Consider the following 25,439-nt stretch of genomic DNA (forward strand, 5'->3'; position numbering starts at 1 on the left):
TTCTCATCGCCGAGACGTCGTCCCGGAGTGCTGGATTTACCCTGAATTATTTATCTGCGTTAGCACAACCCATAGCTATGGCCGACATCCTGCTGGCTGTCGATACAGACGAAACGCGCGCCACCCGCCAGGTCGAGACGATACTGGATCTCTCGTTCGACTCCCCAGCGGTTACGATCTTACACACCTTCACGGAAAACCCGTCCGGGGCATCGGTAAACCAGGTCAAATCCGCGCGCCTGGTCGAAAGCCGACTCGAGGAAGCTGGAATCGACGTCACCCTCGCCGAGCAAAGTGGTGATCCGGCCGAGCAGATCATCGCGTTCGCCAGGGAAAACGAGATGGACGCGATCTGTCTGGCCGGCCGGAAACGATCTCCGGCGGGGAAAGCGTTGTTCGGGAGCGTTACACAGGAGGTCATTTTGAACACCGATCTCCCCGTGTTGATCGCTGGGAAAAATCAGTCCGAGCAGCTGTAGGTCGTGCTCTCGCTTCCACCCCTGGGAGAGGATTGGTCTGGCTCATGGACTCTCGAGTGCGAGCGGGGAGAACCGCTTCAACGAGTACTGTCCCGGTAGCAGAAACACTTTGGGATGGGGCCGAATATTCGCCACGAATGGATGGCATCGAACTCGATTCGGCCGTTCTCTTCGGACTGATCACGATGGTGTCGTGGGGACTCTGGGTCGTCGTTGGTAATGCGGCGTCGGAGTCTATCGACCCGCGAACTGCCGCTGCCATCTCGTATCTCGTCGCTGCACCTCTCGCTGTCGTATACGTCGTCGTCTCCGACGCATCCCTTGCCGTAACTGCGAGAGGGGGTATGCTCGCCGCCCTGGCCGGCCTGTTCACTGCCGTCGGCTTCATCGCAACGTACGCAGGCCTCTCCGTGGGGTCGACGACAACCGTTTCGACGATCGGTGCGATGTACTTCGTCGTTGCAGCGGTCACTGGGGCGATCATCTTCGGAGACGACTTGACAGCGATAGACGTCGCCGGGATCGCGTTTGCGGCCATCGGCGTTGCCCTGATCGCCCGGTGACTTCCGCGTTCGCGTCCGATCCGAACGAACTCGACACATCGTTATCGTGAGGCGTTAACGGTGAGAACCGGTCGCTCTGCAGCCCGGAGGACCCTGACCGTCGTGCTCCCGAGGAGCCGGTCGTCCGTCTCGCCGTGACCCCGGGTTCCCATCGCGAGCAAGTCCGCGTCGACGCGGTCGGCGTACGCGAGCAACTCGTCCGTCGGCGTCCCCCGCCGGATTCCCGTGCGGACAGTGATCCCGAGGTCGTTCGCTTCGGCTTCGATCGCCTGGACGGCCGCGTTTCCCCCCTCCTCGAGTAATCCGATGATGCTTCGTGGCGCGTCCTCGAGGTCGGATATCGTTCGATCGACCACGTAGACGACGTCGACGGAGGCGTCGACGAACGCGGCGAACTCGAGGGCGACCGCGGCTGCCCGTTCGGCCGCGTCGCTACCGTCGGTGGGGATCACGATGCGGTCGATCGAAACGTCGTCGACGTCGGTCACTGCGTCGCTCGTTCGGACCGTCACGACGGGGACGGGGGCGTACGCGAGGGTTCGCTCCGCCGTCGATCCGAGCCGGGACCTGGCAGTCTGGCCCCGAGTCCCCATGACGATCAGATCGACGTCACTCTCGTCAGCGTATCCGACGATTTCTCGGTAGACGACTCCTTCGCGGAGGGTTTCGACGACGTCGACGTCGGCGTCGTCAGCGACGTCTGTGACCGTCCCGATCGCTTGCCGGCCGAGCTGTTCGGTGTACCGATGAACCGCGTCACGTTGCTGTTCGTCGACGTTCACCAGGTCGTCTTCCGGGTGAATAACTGATAGGGCGTGGATAGTTCCGTCCGCGATGCGGGCCAACGCAACTGCGTGGGCGATTGCGCCCTCACCTTCGGGGCTTCCATCCACCGGTGTGAGAATCGTCTCGAACATCGTGGTCGGGTACCACGTCAACAGTCAAGTAACTGCCACCCGTTCGAGATCGTTTTCGATCGACTTCCCTGGTGGTTCTGTCCGGCGAACGGTTACTCCGTTTCGACTCGCGTGTCGCGGATCCGATCCGGAACTTCGTCGATGTGCTCGAGGACGACCTTCAGGAGGGCGTCGTGAACTTCTCTCGTCTCCTCGTCTCGTATCCCCATCCGCCGAAGCTCCGGTGTCACCGTGATGCCGAGTTGGTCCTCGAGTTCGTCCCACGTCTCCCCACGTGCGTAGAGCGGTTTCTGGCGAACCTCGCTGTACTCGAACGCCGGTCCCGCGTCCGCGGGGGACGCGGTTTCGTCCGGCTGGGTCTGTTCCCCATTCGACGGCTCCGCCGAGTTGGTCGACGGTGTGGAGTGATCTGTCGGTTCGTTCGCGGCGGGTTCCGGCGCACTCGAGTCGGCCGTCGTCCCGGACGTGGCTGTTTCCGATACGCCCGAGTCGGTCGTCGTCTCTCCAGCGCCGCCGCTTTCGAGATCGTCGAACGGGTTGTCGCTCATGAAGTCGTCCCCCCGTTGGCGACGATATCCGCCAGTTCCTGGTAACAGGCGATCTGGTCGTTCTCCGGATCGTAATCCTGCAGTGGCTGATTGTGCTGGAGCGACCGCGAGAGTGCAGACCGGTGACGGATTCCCGGTTTCGGTGGCGTCATCTCGCCCGCGTCGATTCGATCGAACTCCGTCGCCGAAATCCGGGCGAACTCGGGTACTACCTCCTGGAGTGGCTGGCCGTCGTTTACCTCGTACGTCGCCGTGTTCAGGTTCTCGAGCAGTTCTCGATCCTCGGTCCGATGGTCGATCCGGTCCGAGAGTTTGTTCGGTATGACGGCGAGCACGTCGACGTCGATGTACTCCCGTGCCGGCTCGATCAGCCGTTCCATCGTCCGTTTGTAGCCGCCGATTGCACTCGAGCCCGGTTCGAGTGGGATCATCACGTTACCGGTCGCGACGAGTGCGTTGTTGTTGAGCATTCCCGGATATGCCGGGCAATCGAAGACGACGTACTCGTAGGTCTCTCCGAGCAACGGATCGACGATGTTCGATTTGACCCGCGCCGATCCTTGCATCGCGCCCGCGAGGTCCTTCTCGACGTCCTCGAGGGTGTTCGAGGACGGAAGCAGGTCGAACCCGTGGTCGGTTTTCCGGATCAGATCACTCGGGGTCGCATCCCCGTCGAGGAGAACGTCCCGGAGGTTCAACTCGTCCTGGTACGCGTCCTGGAATCCGAGTCCGTTCGTCGCGTGCCCGTTCGGATCGAGGTCGGCGAACAGCGTGTCACCGCGCTCGGCGAGTTGGCGCGCGAGGTTCATCGAAGTCGTTGACTTCCCGACACCGCCTTTCAAAATTACCACGCTTACGGCCCGTGGTGCGTTCGTCGTTGCCATTGTGTGGATCCGCCCGCTATACCTAAGGTACCTATTGTCGACGGAGTGTCTCTCGTAGCGGACACTCCGTACATCTGGAGTGTTCTACTTAACTTTACCGTAGGTAGATACAATAGGTAGTTTAGGGGGCTTAGGTAGCTTAGGTGAAATAGCTATTTTCACTACCTAAGGTTAGATAGGTGGTTCAGGCAGAATAGCTTGTTAAGGTAAGGCACCTATTGCAGGTGTTTGCGGCAGCTCAGATGGTTGAGGCACTAAAAATGGCTCAGGTGAGCTTCACACCGGTGGTGGCGTCGCTCACATAACTATCGTAGCTGCAATAGTAACAACTGAAGCGATTTAGACACCGATCGCCGATCAGCCTGGCGATCGGGTATGCAGCGACGTTGAGTGGGTACTATAGACGTCGAGCACACCCGATGGAATCGGAGGAGCACGGTTCGGAGCGTACGCGGTTCGGAGCGAGTGAAACGAGCGAGAACCGCGGACCGGAAAACGGTGTGAACAGCGACAGTTGTACGCTCCGAGGGGTCTTGCCGTCGGTTGTCCGTTCCCAGCCGCTTCCGGATGAGGCTGTACGGTCGCCCTCACTCGAGCGGTCTGTTTCGAAACGTGAAGTCGAGTTCGAACCCAACGGACCCCGTCTCGCGAGCGGGACTCGTCTGGGTCCGGTACGACAGCCCGTATCACCGACTCCCGCATCCGGTCTGCTAGCAGTAATTTTCGAAGCGACCGCGGGAACGACACCCGGTCGCTCGGAAAAACAGCGACGGCGATCCGTATCAGTCGCCCATCCGGGGTGCCGATTTACTGCTCGTTCCCGGTGTGCCAGACTGTTCGGTCCGGCCGCCGAGCGTCTCGAAGTCGAAGTTGTCGAACTCGTCGGGTGCGTTGCCCTCGACTGCGTAGACGTAGAGGGCGGTCTTTGCGATTCCCCAGATCGTCTGGCTGAGGAGGTACGTGAACACGAACGCGCCACCGACGAGGAGGACGGCTAGCAGAATTCCGGGTCCGGGGAACACCGTCGCAATCGGGATCGAAACCACCAGCGCGATTGCGACGAGGCCGATCCCGATGGCCGTGACGATCAGAGTGATGCCGAATCCAGCTCCGAGCGTCTCACCCCAGGTGTCTTTGAACGTCGCTCCGCTTCGTTTGAACATCGACGTAACCGATACGTCCTCGAAGACGATCACCGGCACGATAAAGAACGTCATGATCGACCAGCCGATCGCAAACAGCGTGCCGAGAATCGAAGCGATCGGATTGTCCGACTCTTCGAGACTTTTGAGAACGACGCTGACGGTGGCTGCGATGATCGACCAGACGAAGATCGGGCCGATCCGGTCGCTTACGGCTTCTAAACACTCGAGAACGCCCGGTTCGCGACCGTGAAATGCCTCGTTGGCACCGTAGACGAGTGCGGCCGAAAAGTACGTGCTGACAAACGTCGTGATGAAGTAGAGAACGAAGAGGACAGCGTACTCGAGGCCGGTACCGAGCAGGTTCGCGATTAGCAGCGGGAAGAAAAAGAAGACGAAAAAGCCGATGCTCGCAATCCCTGCGAGCAGCGGGAAGAGCATGAGCCATGGGTGATGTCTGATGACACTGATGCTGTCTTTCGTCAACGTCCATCCGGTCTTGAGGCGGTCGAAGAAGCCGATTCGCCCGCGGCCGGTGTTTGAGCCGAGTGACATATACCGCTACCAGGATATAATATTTTTTAACCTTTTCTCTTTGCTTGTACCTCTTTCGACAGCTGTATTCGCCTCTGCTTAGCCGAATCACCAGTTGTTGTATCCACAATTGTCACTTCTAAATATGGTATATTAATTTGCCAGAAATGGCGAGTGGTACGAACAGTGTCCGATCGGGGCGGGAAACACTGCCTGCTGTAGGCCGTCGGTCAGATCCCGTAGGGATTGTGAGAACGAACTGGGAGTACGACTGCAGCCGGTTACGGTTCTGTCGGTACCGTGTATCGAGCGTCTCTACAGAGGTACAGCGAGAGTTCCTCGGGGTCGTTCGGAAGATCTTCGATCTTCCATGATGACGAGACGCCTGCGGCGTCTCGAACCACTTGACCCCGAGGTACTTCACACGGCTTGTCCTCGACGAACGCTCCGATACGTCTATCCGTCACAATCGACTGAAAGTCGACGAAAAACGGGGGTAAGTGGCGAAAAGCGACGAGTGAGCGACGGAATCTGTCGATATCACGCGACGATGGGAACCGACGGTACCTGCTGGATCGCTTCTCTGAAGTCCCCGGATGAACTACCCCTACCCTACTCGCTCCCTTCGCTTGCCCCTTGAGGAAGGGACGTAGCGCCTGGCCCCAGCAAAAGACACCGTCTGATTGCTGGGATCGGTACGAGTCGACGGCCAGTATCTGTTTAATTCATCAAAAATACGAGCGCTTTGATTCCCTCTCTGTGGTTCGATAGTACTGAAGAGGAAGAGTCCGTCGTCCGATCGATCGTCGTTTCATCTCCACCGACGCAGACGGGGAGTCGCGACCTCAGATCGGTCGGATGCAGGTCGGTTTCGGAACCGCCAATCGGTCGACTGCGTCGCTGGTCGTTCCGGTCGCCGGGTCGAGTTCGAACCCAACGATATCGCTCGAGCGAGCGTTTGCGACGAAAAGCGCCTCACCGGAGGACGCGACGAGAAAGTTCCGGGGCCAGTTTCCGGTCGTTTCGACGATCTCGAGACGCTCGAGTCCGGTCGCCGTTCGCTCGAAGACGGCGATGCTGTCGTGGCCGCGGTTCGAACCGTAGACGAACGATCCCGACGGGTGGACGTGGATGTCGGCCGTGATGTTGTCGCCGTCGTAATCGGCCGGCAGCGTCGACACCGTGTCGATTTCGCTCAACTCCCCGGACTCGTCGTCCCAGTCGAACACCGTTACGGTCGAGTCGAGTTCGTTGATCAGATACGCCTCCGAACCGGTAGGACCGAACTCGAGGTGGCGGGGACCTGCCCCGTCTCGAGCCGAAACCGACGTCCGGCGGTCTAACTGTCCGTCGGCAGGGTCTAGATCATACACGACGACCTCGTCGGTGCCGAGATCCGGAACGTAGACGAACTCGTTGTTCGGCGCGGGAACGATCGAGTGGGGATGTGGTGCGGTCTGGCGGTTGGGATGGACGCTCGAGCCGCTGTGATGGGTTACGGTCGGTTCGCCGACGCGCCCGTCGTCTGTGATCGGCAACACCGAGACGGCTCCGCCGGTGTAGTGTGCGACGAACAGGAAGCTTCCGGTAGCGTCGACGCTACAGTGACACGGATCTGCCGGGCCGATTACCTGCTGATTTAGTCGCTCGAGCGAGCCGTCGGCGGCGATCCGGTAGGCGGTAACTGCGCCGTCCTCGAGTTCGTTGACGGCGTACAGATACTGTCGATCGGGGTCGACGGCGAGAAACGACGGCTCGTCGGTTTCGGCGACGAGTCCGCCGCCGTCGACTTCGCCGGTGGATTCGTCGATCTGACAGCGGTAGATTCCTTCGCTTTCGGTGTCGGTGTACGTTCCGACGTATGCGACGGTCGTTTCCATACCCGATCGTACCCGGCGGGCATAGATATTACTATCGGTTGACGACTTTCGTGGGAGAAACCGTGTCGAACGTGACGCGTCGGCACTCGTCGACGGGAGTCAAACACGACGCAGACGAATGGAGCGAAAACGTGATCGATGGAGACAGATCAGACGCCCGTGTTGGCGAACCCTTCCGCGAACTGCCTCGTAAAGAGGATGTAGACGATGAGCGTCGGCAACGCGGTGATGAATCCGGCGGCCATGATCACGTTGAACTCCCGGACCATTCCGCCGGCCAGTCCGGCGAACGCGACGGTGACCGGTTCCGCCTGCGGGCTCGTGACGATGACGAGCGCGAACAGCAGGTCGTTCCAGATCGTCGTAAACGCGAGGATCATGACGACGACGAAAAGCGGCTTCGACAGCGGAAGCACGATACGGAGGTAGATAGTCCGCATGCTCGCCCCGTCTAACCTCGCGGCCTCTAACATCTCGTCCGAGAGGTCTTTGTAGTGCGAGCGGAATAGCAGAGTCGACAGCGGAATCCCGAACGCGATGTGGGTGATCGCGAGTTCGATGAACTGCGCGTGGTGTTCCTGTGCGAGCGGGAGATCCCAGACGTTTACCGGTCCGAGAGTTGCCAGTTGCGTCTGAACGTCGACGATGCTCCAGGTCAGCGAGAGGGGGACGAGGACTGCCTGCAGCGGGATGAATATCCCGACGATGAACAGGACGTAGATCCCGATCTGGCCGCGCCAGTCGGTGATGGTCAGTCCGAACGCTGCGAGGCTCCCGAGGACGGGTATCAACAGCGTCGCCGGAATGACGAACATCGCGCTGTTGAGCATCGTCGCTCGGAGCGTCGTCCACGCGTTCATCCAGCCCTCGAGGGTTGCCTGGCCTGGTGGCGGCGGCGCGATCGGGACGGTCTGTGCAAAGCCACTGACGGTTTTAAACGACGTCATGACGGCCGACTCGAGTGGCAACAGGAAGAGGCCGCCGACGAAAAAGAGAACGACGTACAGCATCGCTCTCCGTGGCGAGACGTTCCGTATTCGGGCCAGTAAACCGGGCTCCGATGGGGTCTGGGAGTGGGTTTTCGTGGTCATTGTTAGAGGAGGTTTCGGTTGTGCTGGTAGTAGAGGTACGGCGCGATGCAGATCAGGGCACCGACCAGCAACACGACTGCGACAGCCGATCCGTACGCCCAGTTGTTCGCGCTGAACGCTTCACGATACATCATTACCGGGAGGATGTCGGCTCCTGGTCCGGGGCTCGTTCCGAACAGAACGAAGACGAAGTCGAAGGCCTTGAGCGAGAACATCAGGAGGATTACGATCGCCGAGAACGTCGACGTCTTCAACTGCGGGATAACGACCTTGAGGTACATGATGATATCGGACGCGCCGTCCATCTTCGCCGCCTCGTACTGATCTCTCGGTATCTTCCTGAGACCGGCGAGATAGATGATCATCGCGAGGCCCGTAAACTGCCAGACCAGTGCAATCGTGATCGCGATCAGCTGCGTACTGGGGTTGCCGATCCAGTCGAGCGCGAGGAACTCGAGTCCGATTCCCCTGAGGAACGTGTTGATCACGCCCGTCGACGGGTTGAACATCCATCCCCAGAAGATCGCCGTCACGACGAACGAGATACTCATCGGGAGCAGGTAGATGGTTCGGAGCGCCCCCTCGAATTTGATGTCCCGATCGACGAGGATTGCCAGGGATAGGCCCAACACGAGACAGAGGAGGGTAAACGCGACGGTGAGTGCCACCGTGTTCCGGGCCGCTGCAAGGAACGTCCCGTCGGTCAGCATTCGCGTATACATCCCGAGGTCGAGTGAGGTGTAGTCCGGATCGCCGAACCCGCGGAAATCGGTCAGCGAAAGGACGAAGTTCCAGATGATCGACCCGTAAACGAACACCGCGACGAGCAGTCCCGGAACGGCCAGAAACGGGATCGACTTGACGAACTCGTTCTTTCGTAACGAACTGAGGGTTTCCGAAACCCCTCCGTCCTCAGTCGTCGGAAGATACGATTGGCTGCCTCCCATGAATAATGTGTGATATTGAGCGCAGCCTTATCTATATGTCGAAGGCGTCGACGAGGCCTTCGTAGGTGTCGTCGACGTCCCACGTTCCCGAGAACGCGGAGAAGACGTCGTAGACGTTGGTCGAGATCTGCGGTAGCGTGACGTTGTTGTGCGAGATCGTTCCGGTGAGGTTGTCGGCCTCGAGGAAGTCGTCGTACATCACTTGCTGGTGTTCGCTGAACTCCCACTCGTCGTCGTCGATGGGTGCGTCGTCACGACACGGGATGCCGCCTTTGGCCGAGTTGAATCGGATCTGTGCGTCGTTCGTCCCCGTGTAGCGAAGCCAGTTGATCGCCGCTTCGGGTGCCGGGTTGTCGGCTGGGTACATGAACGCCGAACACTGTCCCATGAACACGTCCTCGGATCCGGGATAGGCGACCGCGTGCCAGTCCTCGTCGTACTCGTAGTCGTCGGCACGCGTGAAGTTGCCGACCGCCCACTGACCGTCGTGGAGGAACGCAGCTTCCTCCCCGATGAACTGACTGGTCGCTTCGGTGAAATCGACCGAACCGGCGTCCGGATTGTTGTAGTCGGTGTAGTCGACGACGATCTCGAGGGTGTCTCTGACCTCGTCTTCGATCGACTCGATTTCGCCGTCGATGTACGACGTGTACGTCTCGAAGTCGTACTCGCCCAAAAGAACCGTCTCCCACAGCTGCAACACGGTCCAGGGCTCCTGGGTGGACTGGGCTATCCCGACGGCATCGGTTTCACTCTCGACTTGCGCCATAGCGTCGGTCAGGTCACTCGGCGTTTCGATCGCTTCGGGATCGACGCCCGCCTCTTCGACGATCTCGACGTTGTAAAAGAGGTTGTTCAGGCGATTGAACTCGATCGGGACCGCGACGTATCCGATCTCGTCGAAGTAACAGAGGTCGCTCAGATACTCCGGGATCGGCTCTTCAAGGCCTTCCTCTTCCCAGACCTCTTCGGAGACGTCACCGAGGAGTCCGCCCTCGGCGTAGTCGGTGAGGTCAGGTCCCGGGAAGAATCCCCACGTCCCCGGCGGATCGTTGTCGAACATCCGCGTGTCCAGTGCTGTCTGGAGTCCGGTCCCCGCACCACCTGGATTGTCGTTGACTACGGTTTCGACGTCGGGATACTCCTCCTGGAATCCTTCGTGGAGGTTCTCGAATCCCTGACCGCCGTCCTCACCGGTCCACGCGATCATGATCTCGAGGTCTTCGCCGGAGGCGTCGCCGTTTCCGGTGTCTGCGTCGGTATCTCCGTTTCCGTTTCCATTGCCACCGTCGTCCGAGCAACCCGCGATGGCGACCGCTGTGATAGCACCCACTCCTGAAACGTATTCACGCCTGGTTGGCATACTCTATTCTCCCGAGCGAAACAACTTATACTTATCGGCCACTATCGTAGTGGTCGACCGCCAATGCACTCTCGTTTCGCACTCGTGCGGCCACCACTGAGGGCGCTTGCCGCCGGTTCTCGATCGATGAGTAAATCGTTGCAGTTCGTACGATAGCTCGAGTACCGACGGCAGACGTCGAACGTGTCGGCCCGCCCCCTGATCGGTCTCGTTGGCGACTCTCGTTACAGAATGCGGTGGTCCTCGACGGTGTCCATATCGACGGAGATTCCCAGGCCGGGTTCGGACGGCACCGTCAGTTTGCCGTCGTCGATCGTGAACGGCTCTTCGATGACGTCCGTTTCCCACCCGTAGTAGGCCGTATCGCTCGCGAGGTTGATCCCCGGCAGTCCGTAGACCGTCTGAAGGATCGCGGCCGTTCGGATTCCGAGATCGAACGCACAGTGATGAGAGAGCGATATTCCGCCGTCTTCTGCGATATTCGCGAGCTGGCGAACGCCGGAGATACCGCCGGCAGGGGTGATGTCGACTACTCCCACATCGATCGCGTCCTCGGCGATCATCTTCTGGAGGTTGTGCGGAATGTACGTGTCCTCGTTCGCCGCGATCGGCTGTCTCGTCCGGGTTCGAAGCTGTCGCAACGATCCGTGTGCGTCGACCCGAATCGGCTGTTCCATGTACTGGAGGTAGATCCCGCTGTCCTCGAGTTTCGCTCCGACGCGAACCGCGTCCTCGACGGTCCACCCCTGGTTGGGATCGAGTCGGAACTCGAGTTCGCCGTCGACGGCCTCGTGCATGGCCCGGATCCGTTCGACGTCTTCCTGCCAATCTCGACCCGCTTTGGTCTTCAACACGTTGTACCCCTCTTCGAGGGCGTACTTGGCGTACTCGCGGGACTCTTCGGGCGAAAAGATACCGAGACAGTACGCGAACTCGACTTCGCGGGAGTGTCGATCGCCTTTCGACTGCTCGCGGTCTTGCATGTTCGTCTGGTGGGTGACCGTCCACCCGCCCAGCAGTTCCGAGACCGGGCGCTCGAGTTCCTTCCCGACGATGTCCCAGCAGGCCGTCTCGACGGGCGCGAAGAACATGTTGGCGTTGGTGTACTCGATGAAAACCTGTCGCCGAAGCTTCTCGATTTCGAAGGGGGACTGGCCGACGACGAGCGGACCGACTCCGTCCTCGATGACCGAGACGGTCGCTTCCGGCGAGAGGAAGACGCGCACCTCTCCCCACCCCTCGATTCCGGCGTCGGTTTCGACACGGACGAGCACCCTGTCCATGTCGTAGAGTTCGCCGTGGTTCGTTCGGTAGGGAGCAATTCCGCCGTCTTCGATGGGTTTGAGCGGTATGTTTACGGGGAACGCGCTCACATCTGTTATCCGCATACGACCCGTTCTTTCCATCGCAGGTATAAAAATATACATACACCGGTCAGCGCGTTTCACAGAAGTGTCCCGAATCGGGACGAGCGGGAAAACAGACGCGGAGCGTGCGATCACGCGGTGAAACCGCGTGCAGGAAATCGCGTCGGCGAACCCCCTCGTCTCACCTCCTGGGGCCGAGATGAAACCGAGCCGGCGAGCCGATCGGAGGAGATCTCGACGACCGATCGCCGTTACAGATCGAGTGAGGCGCGTTCGGTCACTTCGCTCGCGTTTCGAAGTACCTTGCCGGTGTGGCTATCGAAGACGTGCATCGCCTCTGGCGGAACGTGGACCGACACCGAATCGTCGACGGACAGCGACGGACGCCCGTCGACGATGACCGTCAACTCGACGTCGATCCCGTCGAGTTCGATGTGGATGTTGCTCTCCCTGCCAAGGTGTTCGACGACCGCCACCGTCCCGGTAAACGCAGTGTCCGACTCCGAGTTCCCCGTCGAAACGGTCAACGCCTCGGGCCGGATGCCGACGACCGCGCTGTCGGCGTCGACTGCGTCGGCGAGCCGTCCATCGAGCTGGTACTCGAACGTGCCCGCACTCATCGTCCCGTTTTGCACGTCCATTTCGACCAGGTTGATCGAGGGTTCGCCCAGGAACTGGGCGACGAACGTGTTCTCCGGTTCGTGGTAACACTCGGCCGGCGTTCCGTACTGCTGGAGTTCGCCGTCGTTCAGAATCGCGATCTTGTCTCCCATCGTCATCGCCTCCGTCTGATCGTGGGTCACGTAGACGGTCGTTACGTCGATGTCCTCCTGTAACTGCTGGAGGTAGGTCCGCATCTCCGCACGGAGCTTCGCGTCGAGATTGCTGAGCGGCTCGTCCATCAGGAACACCTTCGGATCGCGGACGATCGCCCGCCCGAGTGCGACCCGCTGTTGTTGGCCACCGGAGAGGTCGGCCGGAACCCGATCGAGTAACTCCTCGATCCCCATCATCTCGGCCGTTTCCTGAATCTTCCGTTCGATATCGTCCCCGGTAAGATCGGTGGAGTGCTCTAATCCGAAGCTCATGTTCTCCCTGACGGTCATGTGGGGATAGAGCGCGTAGGACTGAAACACCATCGCGATGTCGCGGTCTTCGGGTGGCTCGTCGTTGACGACGTCGTCTGCGATCTGGATCGTGCCCATCGTCGGATCCTCGAGTCCAGCGACACACCGAAGTGTCGTCGTCTTCCCACAGCCACTCGGTCCGACGAACACGACGAACTCGCCGTCTTCGACGTCCAAATTCAGGTCCTCTACCGCGACGACAGTCTCGTCGCCGTCCTGAAAATGTTTTGAGAGCCCCTCGATCTGGATTCTCGCCATACAGCCCCTTTCGAGTGGAAGAATATATAACTGGCTCTTGGCTCGTCACCCGGTGTGCCCGCTGGGCGTTCGAGCGTCGGCCGACAGCGCGTTGATGGGTCCCACAAACGCTTTGTAGCAGTACGGGAAGTAGCGAGTATGAGCCAGACGAGCAGCGACACCGACTCGAGCAGCGTCGACTTCGACGAGCTACCGATGCGTGCCGGCCTCGGGACGTTCATGGACCCCCATCCGGATCGCCTCAAATTCATCAAACAGATCGGCGTCGACGACGTCCTGTTAAACCTCTGGGGAGCACCCGAAGCCGGCTATCCGAACCTGCCGCTTTCCGGCGAACACGAGTGGTCGTTCGAGAACCTCGTCGTTCTCAGAAACCAGATCGAAGACGCGGGGCTCAGACTCAACGCGATCGAGAACTTCCCGTACTCGTTTTACGACGACGTCATGCTGGGCGGTCCGCGCCAGGACGAACAACTCGAGCACCTCAAGACGACGGTGCGCAACGTCGGTCGCGCCGGCATTCCGTACATGGGGTACAACTGGATGCCAAACGGCGTCTGGCGGAGTTCGACGACCCACAGGCTCCGCGGCGGTGCGGAGACGAGCGCCACCGACCTCGACCAGCTCGAGGACGCACCGTTCACTCACGATCGAGAGTACACGGAGGAGGAACTCTGGGCGAACTACGAGCGGTTTCTCGAGGAGCTGTTGCCCGTCGCGGAGGAAGCCGGCGTCACGCTCGCGTTACACCCGGCCGATCCGCCGGTCGAGTCGATCGGCGGCATCCCGCGTCTGTTCTACAACTTCGAGAACTTCAAGCGCGCGATGGACCTCGTCCCGAGCGACAACCACGCGCTGCAGTTCTGTCTGGGCAACTGGTCGGCGATGGGTGCCGATCTTCCGGAGGTAATCGAGTACTTCGGCGAGCGCGATAAGCTGGCGTACGTCCACTTCCAGACGATTTCGGAACCGCTCCCGCGGTTCAACGAGGTCTTCATCGATCAGGACGGCTACTACGACCCCTACGAGATCATCGCGAAACTCGACGAAGTCGGGTTTTCGGGCATGATCATTCCCGGCCACGTCCCCAAGCTGGAGGGCGACGGCCAGTATCTCGAGCACGACGATCGGTCGGACCTCGACGTCGACGGTCACGGCGGCTGGAAAGAACGCGGGCGCGCGTTCACGATCGGCTATCTCCGCGGACTCCTCGAGACCTACGGTCGCGAAACCGGGCGGGAGTCCGCGGTGTACCGGCCGTCCGAGGAGTGATCCGATCGCGCTGGGAGTGATTCGGATCGCTGCAACGATGTATCGGCGGGGCCGTTTCACGTTCACGATGGCACGGCGATACCGGCAGCAGACCGTCTGACGACGTCCCGCCGCTTCGAGTCGACCACGGCCTGGGATCGGAGGTACATTTATACTGCTCTCGCGAGTTGGTGGTGGTGACACCGATGAGTTCCGACAGATACGAGGGGAAAACGGTGATCGTAACCGGTGCCTCGAGCGGGATCGGCCGACGGATCGCACAGCGATTCGGCAGGGAGGGAGCGAACGTCGTCTGTGCGTCACGAAGCAACGAACCCCACGAGGGGGTCCACCACGATACCGACGTCTCGGTTCCGACCGAGGAGTGGATCCGGACCGAAACGGCCGGCGACGCGACGTTCGTCTCGACGGACGTCTCCGACCCGGACGCCGTCGAGTCGATGGTCGAGGAAACGGTCGACACCTACGGCGGGATCGACGTTCTCGTCAATAACGCGGGGATCTACATCGAGGGAGACTCACAATCGACGTCGGTCGAGGACTGGCGGACGCTGCTCGGGGTGGACCTCGACGGGACGTTTTTCTGCTGTAAGTTCGCGATTCCTCACCTCAAGGCGTCCGAGGGGGCGATCGTCAACGTCGCGTCGGTCAACGCGACGGAAGGGGGCAGTGGTCCCGCGTACTCGGCCGCCTGCGCCGGTCGGGTCAACCTCACGCGAGATCTCGCGGTCGAACTCGGCCACCACGGCGTCACCGTCAACGCGGTTTCGCCGGGGTACATCAAGACCCCGATGCAGGACTATCAGGACGAAGCGAGCATCGAACGCAGCCGCGAACAGACGCTGCTCCCGCATCTCGGCGAGCCGAAGGAGGTCGCCGACGTCGTCGCCTTCCTCGCGAGCGACGAAGCGAGCTACGTCCACGGTGCGAACGTCCCGGTCGACGGCGGCTGGAGCGCACACCGTGTGTGACTGCGCTCGTCGCAACTGAACCGGCCGTTTGCCAAGAGTTATTTCGACACCGCACGAATCCCGCGGTATGTCTGCCAGATCGAAAGCCGACGCTCTCTCGCTGTTGGTAGATCGAACCCGATCGACACTCGAGGCCCTCGAGGACGACGAGTTTCCGTACGTCGCCGACCCGGAGACGGGCGAGTGGATCACGACGGCCGACGGGAACTGGTGTGGCGGCCACTGGATCGGGATGTGCTGGATCGCGGCCGACGTGACCGGCGAATCCCGATTCGAGGAGGCGGCGCAGCGAGCAACCCGCACGGTTCGCGAGGAGATGGCGAGGGACAACATGTTCTTCGGAATGAACAGCCAGTACGCGGGGTTCCGAGCGTTCGACGTCACCGGCGACCCCACCCACCGACAGATCGGCCTCGAGGGGGCCGACGCGATGGTCGAGTACTTCCACGAGGGAGCGCGCCAGATTCCGCTGGGGACGCTCGCAATCGAGGCTCCCGCGTCGAACTTCCGTGGACCGGGGTCCGACGACGGCCCCTCGGGAGACCGCCTCGGTGCGGTCGACGCCGTCTACACCGCGCTCCCGGTTCTGTGGCGCGCGTACGAGGAGACCGGCGATCCGACCTACCGTGACGTCGCCGTCTTCCACGCGGATCGCCACCTCGACTGGTACGTCCGGCCGGACGGCCGAACGTGGCACCACGCCGAGTTCGATCCAGAGACCGGGTCCCTGCGCCGGCAGTATAACGAACTCGCCGTGAGCGACGACACCTGCTGGGCGCGAGGACAGGGATGGTGCATCGCCGGACTGGCGCGAGCGTACCGGGAGACGGGAGCCGGCCGCTACCGCGACGCGCTCCGCCGGACCGTCGACTACTACGTCGACAACAGCCCGGACGACCTGGTACCCCACTGGGACTTCGAACACCCCGACAGGCCCGCCGTCGAGCGCGATACGAGTGCTGCGGCTCTGGCCGCGTACGGTCTGACGGGGCTCTCCGAAGATGGCCCTCTCGGTGATCTCGCTGACGTTGGCGAGCGAATTCTCGAGTCGCTGATCCAGGGGTATCTCACGCCCCGCGATGACGGTCCCGCCGACCGCCCGGACGGCATGGTCCTCGAGAGCTGTTACAACGGTCCCGCCGGCTACGCGACGGCGCACGAACACGTCTGGACCGATTATTACCTGATGTACGCGCTCTCCCGCCAGACAACCGCCGACGGGTTGTGAAGGTGGCCGTCGACTTCCGTCGACGTGTCGTCAGCGGTTCTGTTCGTGTACGTCTTCGAGCAACTCCTCGAGTTCCTCGCCGAGGAGGTCGTAGATCCGCTCGCCCTTCTCGGCCGTGGCGAGTTCCGGTTCGCCGATCGCGCCGGTGTGTGAGTACTCCTCGAATCCGCGGTAGACGGCGAGTGGTCCCACCTCGAGGAGGTCTTTCGTTCCGTGGTCGTAGGGCTCCTCGAGCGGTGGCGCGTCGATGGCGTCCTCGTCGACGAGGTCGGGCCGGAGGGCCATCATGAGCGACGTTTCGAACTCGCCGCCGTGGGACATGCCGCCGACGTCGCTGTCTCTGATATCGTCGATGAATTCCGCCGCCAGTTCGAAGTACGTCAAGCCGAGCACCTCCACGTCGGGGTGGTCCTGGCCGATAGTGCTGACTGCACCGGAGATCAGCGGCCCGTTGCCGCCGTGACCGTTTATCAGGACGAGCGCGTCGAACCCGTTGTCGAGCGCGCTCTCCGCGACGTTCTCGAGGACGTCCATCATCACGTCGAACTCGAGGGTTACGGTGCCGCCGAAGGCCATGTGGTGTGGGGAGAACCCGGACCACACCGGCGGAGTCCGAAGGATGGGGACGTCGTCGTCGAGGCGGTCGACGCCGAGATCGGCGACGGCGTCGACGAGGATCGTGTCCGTGGCCACCGGGAGGTGATGACCGTGCTGTTCGACGCTGCCAACCGGGACGACGAGGATCGATCCGTCACGTTCGCCGACGTCGGCGATTTCGCTGTAGGTCTTTCCGGCCCACTCGGCTGTACCCGAGCCGAGAGATTCGTGTACCATGGGGGCGCTTACAACCGGGATGACTTATACTCTACTGGTCGTCCCCGGATACGAACTACCAAAGGTTATGTTCCCACGGATTGTCACTCGCGTATGAACGCCGCAATCTGGGCCTATCCGTGGGATATTCGCGACCGGGGCGTCGAGTCGGTGACACAGGAGCTCGCCGAAATCGGTATCGACGAGGTGAATCTCGCGGCGAACTATCACACCGTCCACTCGTTTTCCCCCGACAACCCGGGCCAGCGATCGTACTTCGCCCGAGCGAGTTCGTACTTCCAGCCGTCCGATTCGTACGGAACGCTCGAGCCGGTTCCGGCCGAGGCGATGGGCGACGCCGACTGGGTCCGCGAGATCGCGGCGGGGTTCGACGGGACCGGTATCTCCCTCAACGCGTGGACCGTCGGCGTCCACAACTCGCGGCTGGGGCTCGATCGTCCCGACCTGACGCTTACCTCCCCGTACGGCGATTCGTTGCCGTTTGCCCTCTGTCCCTCACAGCCGGCCGTCCGGACGTACCTCACGACGCTCGTTCGCGACCTCGACGCGGACGACGCGTTCGACGCGATCGAACTCGAGGCGTTCGACTTCTTTCACGGAAGCGGCTTCGGCTGGCACCACGACAAAGTGTTCGCGGAACTCGGCGACCTCGGCGAGTTCCTCCTCGGACTCTGTTTCTGTGACGCCTGTCGGGAACGGGCCGCGGACGCCGGTGTCGACGTCGAGACGGCCCGGAAGACGTGCGTCGAAACGCTCGATGCAATCGCGAGTCGCCAGCTCCCGCCGTCAACCGCCCCGCTCGAGTGGCTCCGTGCTCACCCTGCGGTAGAAGCGTACGTCGCGTATCGAGAGGAGACGGTAGCCGACCTGTTCGCCGACCTCCGAGAGACGGCCGACTGCGACCTCGGCTACTACGTCGGGTTACTCGACGTCGGCGACGAGTGGATGTTCGGTGCCGATCTCGAGGCACTGGGTGAACACGTCGATTACTACACCGCGATCGCCTACGAGTCGACCCCCCGTGGCGCGGCGGAACGCATCCAGACCGCGACCGAACTGGCGGGTTCGACGCCGGTTCACGCGGGAATCCAGCCCGGACCACCGCTCGTCGACGACGGGGAAACGGTCCGAGCGATCGTCGACGCCGTCGTCGATGCCGGTGCGGACCGCGTCTCGTTTTACAACTACGGCCCCTTGCCACAGCGGAGCCTCGAGTGGATCGGCGACGCGATCGACTCTCATCGATAAGTGGTTGGCAGTTAACTCACATTAGTGTATACGCTTCCAACTCACTCGGCCCTATTCACCAGCTTTCCAACGATGGTGGAACATTCTGGCGTTCTCCATCGTACTCTCGAACTGAAACGTAGTCGTGGTATTGGATACCAACCAACTGGTTCGTACGAACGGGCGCTTACAGAAGACGTAGCGAGCGATAGCTCACGGTCGACTCGCCACCGGCGTCGATGATTCCGATTCACGTGTGAGTTGCCACGACGTGATGGTCGGTAGGGCTGTCACTCGACGTCCACCACTATGGGAAATATGGAAATAGTTCCAACCCATATGGAACTTATAACACCCGTTTCACCTCTGGGGAAATATTCGGAGAAAAGGACAACGATTATGTTATCACCCGAGTACGTACGGGTATGGAACAGCAGTCCGATTCGGGGGGGTCGATCAAAGCGGTACAGCGGACGTTCGAAATCATCGAAACGCTTCGAATTCACGGCTCGCTTACCCTCACCGAGTTGGCGGACGCCCTCTCGATTCCAACCTCGACCGCACACGTCTACCTCCAGACGCTCGAGCAGGAGGGGATCATCGTTCGAGACGACCGGCGGTACCGAAACGGCCTCAAGTTCCTCGAGTACGGAGGAGAGGCCCGCCAGCAACTCGATCTGTACGGTTCGTCTCGCCAGGTGCTTTCGGAACTCGCAACACAGACCGGAGAGCGCGCGTCGGTCGGCGTCGAAGAGAACGGGAAACGGGTGCTCCTCGCGTTGTCCGATGGGCCAAACGCCGTCAGCGACAACATTCCGGTAGGCGAGTTCACCGAGATGCACTGGACGAGTCTCGGCAAGTGCATCCTCGCGTATCTCCCGTCGGACCGTCGAGAGGAGATACTCGCGGAAAACCCACTGCCGAGGGCGACGGACGAGACGATTACGGACGAGGGGGCGCTTCGCCAGGAGTGTGAACGGATTCGATCGCAGGGGTACGCCATCGAAAACGAGGAACGCCGGGAAGGGATCCGAAGCGTTTCCGTCCCGATTCTGACGCCGGAAGAGGAAATCCTCGGTGCGATCGGCGTTACCGGCCCCACGAACCGCTTCGAGGTGGAGACGATGTCCCGGTACGTTTCGCTCCTAGAGGAGAAAGCGAACATCGTCAAACTGCAGACGGTTTACTGACCGCCGTCGCGGTTACACGCCCCGATGGGCGGTCCATCCGCCGTCGACGAACAGCGTCTCCCCGGTAATCCACGAGGCGTCCGGCGACGCGAGAAACGTTACCGCACGCGCGACGTCGTCCGGTTCGCCGAGTCGGGGGAGTACCGTTTGCTCGCGCGACCGGTCGACCTCGTCGTCGGTGAGGTAATCCTGCCGAGGTGTCTTGATGAATCCCGGACAGACGGCGTTGACGGTGACGTCGTGGGGGCCGAGTTCGGTCGCCAGATCCCGCGTCAGGTTCACCATCCCCGCCTTCGAGGAGGCGTAGGCGGGTCCCGAACCGCCTTCGATCGCGTGAACCGACGCGATGTTGACAATGCTCCCGCTGTGTGTTTTGAGGTGGGGAGTGGCGAACTTCGAACAGTGAAACGTTCCGGTGAGGTTGACGTCGATAACGTCCTGCCACTGCTCGGAATCGAGAGACTCGATCCCCCCTTCGATGTGAATCCCCGCGTTGTTGACGAGGATGTCGAGCCGGTCGAACGTCTCGAGGGTGTGATCGATCAGGGCGTTACACTGCTCGGGTTCTCCGATGTCCGTCCCAACGAACGACGCGTTCCCTCCGCGCGCTTCGATTTCACGATGGGTCGGCCGGTCGCTCTCGTGGCCGTATCGTTCCCCCCCAGCTGGCTCCTCCTGGATGTCGCCGATCACGACGTCTGCACCCTCGTCGGCGAGTGCGAGTGCGATGGATCGGCCGATCCCGGTACTCCCAGCCGTGACGACTGCCACCTGATTTTCGAATCTCGTCATGGTCGGCGTTTAGCGAGCAGACGCATAATTCTTGCTACCGATATCGCTCGATCCGAATCGGGGGACACACTCGGGAATGCCGTTTCCGACGGTGGCGGCCGACTTGGACGGATCGGAGATATCGCCGACCGATCTCGCAGACAACAGGGGTCGAATCGGGACGCACCCGGTTCCGATCGCATTCCGTGGATCGGACCGAAAGAGGACGTACACGGCGAATTCCACTCATAGTGGATGTCCTCGAGGCACCGTCTCCGGATCCGGTACTCGATGGCAACCGACAATTACACTTGTACAAATGTAATGTACTGCCGCGGGTAGCTCTCCAGATCGACCGTGCTTTCCGATGCTGGCGAGACGAGTTTCGATGGTACCGTGAGTCGTCCGATTCCCCAGTTGACTCCACTCGGAACCGATCGGATACCGACTGAACGGATCGATTGTCGGGAACAATTATGGGGGTTCTACCGATTCGTTTCTCACACCGAAAAATTCCAGCGAATACGTTACTATAGAATCGGTTGCTGTGAATACAGACGCGAAATTTTACACACGTACTTCCGTAATAGGACGGGGAAAAATACGGTTGTTTCCCAGGCGGAAACGATAAGGGCCACCGATCGCGTCGATTTCATCCGGTCGGGTACCCCTCAGTTCGCGAACAATCGAATCGATATACTCCAAAGAGTGGTATCAGATCATGTAACGGTTGACTTCCGCGGAAAATTTTCATCACCGACCGAGACCGGCCCGCCGTTTCTTTCAGGGAAACACGTTCCGTCGCTGCCCCAACCGAACATATATATACTGGCCTGAATTTGTCTTTCATCAGGAATGGGAGACCGAACTGTGTACGACGAGTTGGGAATTCCCCGGGTCGTAAACGCTACCGGAACGAAGACTCGGATCGGCGGGAGCCGGATCCGTCCGGAAGCGCTCGACGCAATGAAACGCGCCGCGAATCACTTCGTCAAGCTTTCCGATCTACAGGCGAAAGCGAGCGAGGTGATCGCCGACGCAACCGGTGCCCAGGCGGGATACGTGACCTCGGGAGCGGATGCTGGTATGCTTCTCTCTGCTGCTGCAGCGATCGCTGGCAACGACATCGCTGTCATGGACAAACTCCCGCAAACGGACGGGATTGCCGACGAGATCATCATGCCCCGGACTCACCGGACGGGATACGACCACGCCTTTCGGGCGGCTGGCGCCACGATCGTCGACGTCGGGACGAACGATCGCGTCCTCGGAACAGGGTCGACGGCCGTCGAACCCTGGGAGATCGAAAACGCGATTTCGGAGCGGACTGCGGCGATCGGCTACGTCCAGAAACCCTACACCGAACCGCCGCTTTCCGAGGTAACGGATCTCGCGGCCGAACACGACGTCCCCGTGATCGTCGACGCCGCGGCCGAACTTCCGCCGAAACGAAACCTCAGAACGTTCACCGAAGCCGGCGCAGATCTGGTCGTCTTCAGCGGCGGCAAAGCGATTCGTGGCCCGCAGACGACGGGTATCGTCGCCGGCCGACGCGATCTGATCCAATCGATTGCACTCCAGAACCTCGATATGCACGCCGCAAACCAGGTCTGGGAACCGCCATCACAGCTGATCGACGTCGAAGCGATCGACGGCGTCCCACGCCAGGGAATCGGCCGATCGCTAAAAGTCGGTAAAGAAGAACTCGCCGGGCTCATCGTCGCCCTCGAGTCCTTCCTCGAGAGCGATCCGGACGCCATGCGGGACCACTGGCACCGTGAAGCACAACTCATCGCGGACGCGATCGACTCCGCGACGGGCGTCGAAACCACCCTGAACTCCGGTGGCGAGATCTCGGTCGCATCGGAGGTCGTCGTTCGAATCGACCCCGAAACGGCCGCGTGCACGGCGACGGAACTGGTCGGCGACCTTCGATCCGAGACCCCGCGCGTGTTCGTCGGGGCAGACAGGCTCGACGAAAACGTCGTCACGATCAATCCGATGTGTCTCGATGAGCCGGAACGGGAGTACGTCGTCGAGCGCCTTCGGACACACCTCGAGCTGGCGTAGTAGATCCATCCCGCCAACTTCGATTCGCCTTCTCTACGCTCGCGAGCGCAGCTTCGAAAGGAAATCGGTCGCCGATTCGTCGTTATCGGCGGTGGCGATGGTGACGGACGTACGCCCGGCCGCCACCGAGTTCCGGTCGAATACCGGTGGAAAACGTTTCTACTGACCGAACTCGAAGGCAGCGTCGGGGTCGTCGGGGTTCGGACCGTCGGACGTCTTCGCAGCGTCCGATTCGTTCGGAGACGCCTCGTCGTCTCCCGTGGGAGACTCTGGGTCGTCGACCGCGGTGTCCTCGTCCTCGTCGGACGGGCCCGACTCGCTATCGGTGTCGCTCTCCGGTTGTGAATCCGAATCGGTTTCTGCCTCGTTCGCTTTCGATTCCGGATCGGCGTCCGCTTCGTCCGCATCCGCTCGGTCACTCGAGAAGGCGACGGTGGCTGCTTGCTCGGTCGTCGTGTCGGTTTCGAACCGATCGAGAGCTTCCGAGAGCTGGGTCGCCTGACTCGAGAGATCGGAGACGGATTCCGACACCTCGCTCATCGCCGACGTCTGTTCTTCGGCGGCGGCAGCGACGGTTTCGGCTTCCGACGTCGTTTCGTCGCTGATCGTCGCTGCTTCGTCGACGATCGAGACGACTTCCTGGGTGGTCGCGGCCTGCTGTTCGGTCGCGGCGGAGATCTCCTGGACACCCCTGTTCGTCTCGCGAGCGTACTCTGCGATCGCCTCGAGGGCGTCGACGGCTTCTTCGACCTGCGCCCCGGCGTCGTCAACGGCGGCGCTCGTTTCTTTGACCTCGCTCGCGGAGCGTTCGGTCTGTTCGCGAATCGCTTCGAGGCGGGCTTCGACCTGCTGGGCGGCGAGTTTAGCGTCCTCCGAGAGTTCTTTGAACTCCCCGGCGACGGCACCGAACCCGCCGTCGTCCTCGTTCCCGGCGGAACGCGAAGCCTCGATGTTGGCGTTCAACGCCAGCATGTTCGTCTGTTTGGCGATCTCTTTGATCTGATCGATGAGTTCGTCGATCTGTTCGACTTCGTCCTCGAGTTGACGGATTTCCGTGACGGTGTCCTCGACGTCGACCTCGATCTCTTCCATTCCGGCGATCGCGTTCGTCGCTGCCGTCTGTCCCCGTTTACCGGTATCGGCTGTCCGTTCTGCGACGTCTGCGACCTCGTTCGAGGAGGCGGCGATCTGCTGGGTCGTCGTCGAGAGCTGCTCGATTTCCCGGTTTGCGGTCTGGAGGGATTCGTGTTGTTGCTCCGCGCCGGTCGAAATCTCTTGAGTGGCCTCGGCAACCTGTTCGGAAGCCGATTGGACTTCCTCGCTCGAGGCGGTGACCTGTGCGGACGCGGTCGCGACTTCGGTCGCGAACGTGCTGAGCCGATCGATGGTCGATTCGATCTCCGAAATCATCTCGTTGAACTCCGACTCGATCGCGACCATCGCTTCGTTGTCGGTCGACGACTCCATCCGGACGGTGAGGTCACCGTCGGCTGCCGACTGCATCACCGTACTGTACTCGTTTGCCGTCTCCTGTAGTTCTGTGTTCAATTGCGCGACGCGTTCGCGTTCGCGCTCGGCGTCGGCGTATGCCGTCTCCGTCTCTTCGATCTGTTCGCGTAACGAGAGACGCATGTCGTCGAACGCCGTGTAGAACTGGCCGATTTCGTCGGTGCGGGACGTCGTCAGATCGACACTCAGATCTCCGTCGCCCATCTGCGTGGCTTTCGTCTGGAGGCGTTTTAGCGGGACGACGGTCTGTCTCCCGAGGACGACACCCGCGAAAACCAGCGCCACGAGCGCAGAGCCGACGATCAACAGGACGTTCATCCCGACCGTTTGCTGGACCGCAAACGCCTCCGCTTCGGGGATGCTCGTCACGGCGACCCAGTCGGTTCGATCCACCGGTTGGTACGCTCGAACCGGATCACCCCGTACGAACTGCCCGTCTCCGGTTTCTGCAGCCCCAGCAATCGCGTCTCGATCGAAGTCGTCCGGTCTGTCCTCGTCCGCCAGCAAGACGGGTTCGCCGTCGGCGGTGACGAACGACGTCCACTGGACTCCTTCGTCGATCCGCTGACTTCGAAGGTCGAGCGATCCGTCGAGCACGACGACCCGATTCGTCCCCGAGACGTCAGCCGCGAAGCCGACCACGTGGGTCTGCCCGCCACCGGGATCCTGGTACGAACTGTCCGAGACCCACACGTCGCTCCGGCCAGCGAACGCCTCGTCGAAATCCGTTTCGGTCCACGGATAGGCGAATTCGTCGAACGAGGCCCCGTTCTCGAGGGTCGTACTCGCGACGACGACCTCCTCTTCGACGTCGATCACGTGGATCCCGCTGCGGTCGAGAGATGCCCGTCGTGGCTCGATCGCTGCTTCGACGGTCCCCGGATCCTCGGCCGTCACCCCATCGTACTCGCTTACCATTCGAGCTTCGTACTCACGGACCTGCACCCACTCGTTCATCGCATCCGACTGCTGTGCTGCAGCGGACTCGAGTGTTTCCTGTGTGTCTTGCTCGAGCGTTTCGTCGACCTGCGCGTACCCCATCATCCCGGCAGCCCCGATCGCGAGGAGGACGATCAGGATCGAGACGGCGAATTTCGCACCGAGACGTCTCCTGATTGCGGACGGGACGAAGCGGGACAGAACGTTCCCTATCATGTATTATGTTTGGTATGCAACCTATAGACCGTACATGGTAAGTAACCCTATATATTTGTACCGGCCCATCAGTTCCCTTTCACGCACTACACCTACGAACATTGACCATTCG

At 61.1% G+C, this 25,439-nt stretch carries 21 protein-coding genes; 8 read left to right on the forward strand and 13 right to left on the reverse strand.

Annotated elements, in window-relative coordinates:
• The first annotated feature begins 77 nt into the window (after window positions 1-77).
• Both EA473_RS12395 and EA473_RS12400 read left to right on the forward strand, forming a co-directional pair.
• Complete coding sequence (locus EA473_RS12395) at window positions 78-479, forward strand: universal stress protein (RefSeq protein ID WP_124195977.1); 402 nt, start codon at window positions 78-80, stop codon at window positions 477-479.
• A 137-nt stretch (window positions 480-616) separates the two neighbouring features.
• Complete coding sequence (locus EA473_RS12400; RefSeq protein WP_124195978.1) at window positions 617-1,042, forward strand: EamA family transporter; 426 nt, start codon at window positions 617-619, stop codon at window positions 1,040-1,042.
• Window positions 1,043-1,083: 41 nt separating this feature from the next.
• On the opposite strand, the gene EA473_RS12405 is transcribed toward EA473_RS12400, so the two are convergent.
• From EA473_RS12405 to EA473_RS12455, 10 genes are all read right to left on the reverse strand, one after another.
• On the reverse strand, window positions 1,084-1,959 hold the full coding sequence (locus tag EA473_RS12405) for a universal stress protein (RefSeq protein ID WP_124195979.1): 876 nt from the start codon (window positions 1,957-1,959) through the stop codon (window positions 1,084-1,086).
• A 92-nt stretch (window positions 1,960-2,051) separates the two neighbouring features.
• Window positions 2,052-2,507, reverse strand: a complete 456-nt coding sequence (locus EA473_RS22795; protein WP_243645246.1) for a hypothetical protein — start codon at window positions 2,505-2,507, stop codon at window positions 2,052-2,054.
• Window positions 2,504-3,391 (reverse strand): ParA family protein, encoded by an 888-nt coding sequence (locus EA473_RS12420; protein WP_207890176.1) that lies wholly within the window; start codon window positions 3,389-3,391, stop codon window positions 2,504-2,506. Before EA473_RS12420 ends, EA473_RS22795 begins: the two co-directional genes overlap by 4 nt.
• Before the next feature lie 782 nt (window positions 3,392-4,173).
• Window positions 4,174-5,088, reverse strand: a complete 915-nt coding sequence (locus tag EA473_RS12425) for a DUF6159 family protein (RefSeq protein ID WP_124195980.1) — start codon at window positions 5,086-5,088, stop codon at window positions 4,174-4,176.
• An 824-nt stretch (window positions 5,089-5,912) separates the two neighbouring features.
• Window positions 5,913-6,947 (reverse strand): lactonase family protein, encoded by a 1,035-nt coding sequence (locus tag EA473_RS12430; RefSeq protein ID WP_124195981.1) that lies wholly within the window; start codon window positions 6,945-6,947, stop codon window positions 5,913-5,915.
• Between the two features lie 149 nt (window positions 6,948-7,096).
• Window positions 7,097-8,038, reverse strand: coding sequence for a carbohydrate ABC transporter permease (locus EA473_RS12435; RefSeq protein WP_124195982.1), 942 nt, complete (start codon window positions 8,036-8,038; stop codon window positions 7,097-7,099).
• 2 nt (window positions 8,039-8,040) lie between these two features.
• Window positions 8,041-8,985, reverse strand: a complete 945-nt coding sequence (locus EA473_RS12440) for a carbohydrate ABC transporter permease (RefSeq protein WP_124195983.1) — start codon at window positions 8,983-8,985, stop codon at window positions 8,041-8,043.
• 31 nt (window positions 8,986-9,016) lie between these two features.
• Window positions 9,017-10,348, reverse strand: coding sequence for an ABC transporter substrate-binding protein (locus EA473_RS12445; protein WP_124195984.1), 1,332 nt, complete (start codon window positions 10,346-10,348; stop codon window positions 9,017-9,019).
• A 224-nt stretch (window positions 10,349-10,572) separates the two neighbouring features.
• Window positions 10,573-11,736 (reverse strand): mandelate racemase/muconate lactonizing enzyme family protein, encoded by a 1,164-nt coding sequence (locus EA473_RS12450; protein ID WP_124195985.1) that lies wholly within the window; start codon window positions 11,734-11,736, stop codon window positions 10,573-10,575.
• 230 nt (window positions 11,737-11,966) lie between these two features.
• Window positions 11,967-13,100 (reverse strand): ABC transporter ATP-binding protein, encoded by a 1,134-nt coding sequence (locus EA473_RS12455; RefSeq protein ID WP_124195986.1) that lies wholly within the window; start codon window positions 13,098-13,100, stop codon window positions 11,967-11,969.
• 138 nt (window positions 13,101-13,238) lie between these two features.
• Here EA473_RS12455 and EA473_RS12460 point away from each other — a divergent pair, with 138 nt between their 5' ends.
• The 3 genes from EA473_RS12460 (at window position 13,239) to EA473_RS12470 (ending at window position 16,571) form a co-directional block, all read left to right on the forward strand.
• Window positions 13,239-14,372 (forward strand): mannonate dehydratase, encoded by a 1,134-nt coding sequence (locus EA473_RS12460; RefSeq protein WP_207890177.1) that lies wholly within the window; start codon window positions 13,239-13,241, stop codon window positions 14,370-14,372.
• Window positions 14,373-14,557: 185 nt separating this feature from the next.
• Window positions 14,558-15,343 carry an SDR family NAD(P)-dependent oxidoreductase gene (locus EA473_RS12465; RefSeq protein ID WP_124195987.1) on the forward strand — a complete coding sequence of 262 codons (786 nt, stop codon included), beginning with the start codon at window positions 14,558-14,560 and terminating at the stop codon, window positions 15,341-15,343.
• A 67-nt stretch (window positions 15,344-15,410) separates the two neighbouring features.
• Window positions 15,411-16,571: a glycoside hydrolase family 88 protein gene (locus tag EA473_RS12470; protein WP_124195988.1), complete on the forward strand. Its 1,161-nt coding sequence runs from the start codon at window positions 15,411-15,413 to the stop codon at window positions 16,569-16,571.
• A gap of 30 nt (window positions 16,572-16,601) precedes the next feature.
• Here the strand turns inward: EA473_RS12470 and EA473_RS12475 are convergent, their stop codons facing one another.
• A complete protein-coding gene (locus EA473_RS12475; protein WP_124195989.1) occupies window positions 16,602-17,405 on the reverse strand; it encodes a creatininase family protein in 804 nt (267 codons plus the stop codon).
• Between the two features lie 93 nt (window positions 17,406-17,498).
• Between EA473_RS12475 and EA473_RS12480 the strand changes: the two genes are divergently transcribed.
• Complete coding sequence (locus EA473_RS12480; RefSeq protein ID WP_124195990.1) at window positions 17,499-18,653, forward strand: hypothetical protein; 1,155 nt, start codon at window positions 17,499-17,501, stop codon at window positions 18,651-18,653.
• A gap of 404 nt (window positions 18,654-19,057) precedes the next feature.
• Complete coding sequence (locus tag EA473_RS12485; RefSeq protein ID WP_124195991.1) at window positions 19,058-19,822, forward strand: IclR family transcriptional regulator; 765 nt, start codon at window positions 19,058-19,060, stop codon at window positions 19,820-19,822.
• A 12-nt stretch (window positions 19,823-19,834) separates the two neighbouring features.
• Here EA473_RS12485 and EA473_RS12490 read toward each other — a convergent pair whose 3' ends face one another.
• On the reverse strand, window positions 19,835-20,614 hold the full coding sequence (locus tag EA473_RS12490; protein WP_124195992.1) for an SDR family NAD(P)-dependent oxidoreductase: 780 nt from the start codon (window positions 20,612-20,614) through the stop codon (window positions 19,835-19,837).
• Window positions 20,615-21,448: 834 nt separating this feature from the next.
• On the opposite strand from EA473_RS12490, the gene EA473_RS12495 reads away from it, so the two are divergent.
• Window positions 21,449-22,663 carry an aminotransferase class V-fold PLP-dependent enzyme gene (locus tag EA473_RS12495; RefSeq protein WP_124195993.1) on the forward strand — a complete coding sequence of 405 codons (1,215 nt, stop codon included), beginning with the start codon at window positions 21,449-21,451 and terminating at the stop codon, window positions 22,661-22,663.
• A gap of 159 nt (window positions 22,664-22,822) precedes the next feature.
• Here EA473_RS12495 and EA473_RS12500 read toward each other — a convergent pair whose 3' ends face one another.
• The gene (locus EA473_RS12500; protein WP_124195994.1) at window positions 22,823-25,327 is read right to left on the reverse strand and encodes a methyl-accepting chemotaxis protein; all 2,505 of its coding nucleotides are present in this window, start codon (window positions 25,325-25,327) and stop codon (window positions 22,823-22,825) included.
• Between the last annotated feature and the right edge of the window lie 112 nt (window positions 25,328-25,439).

This window comes from Natrarchaeobius chitinivorans (genome assembly GCF_003841505.1).
Classification (GTDB): Archaea; Halobacteriota; Halobacteria; order Halobacteriales; family Natrialbaceae; genus Natrarchaeobius; species Natrarchaeobius chitinivorans.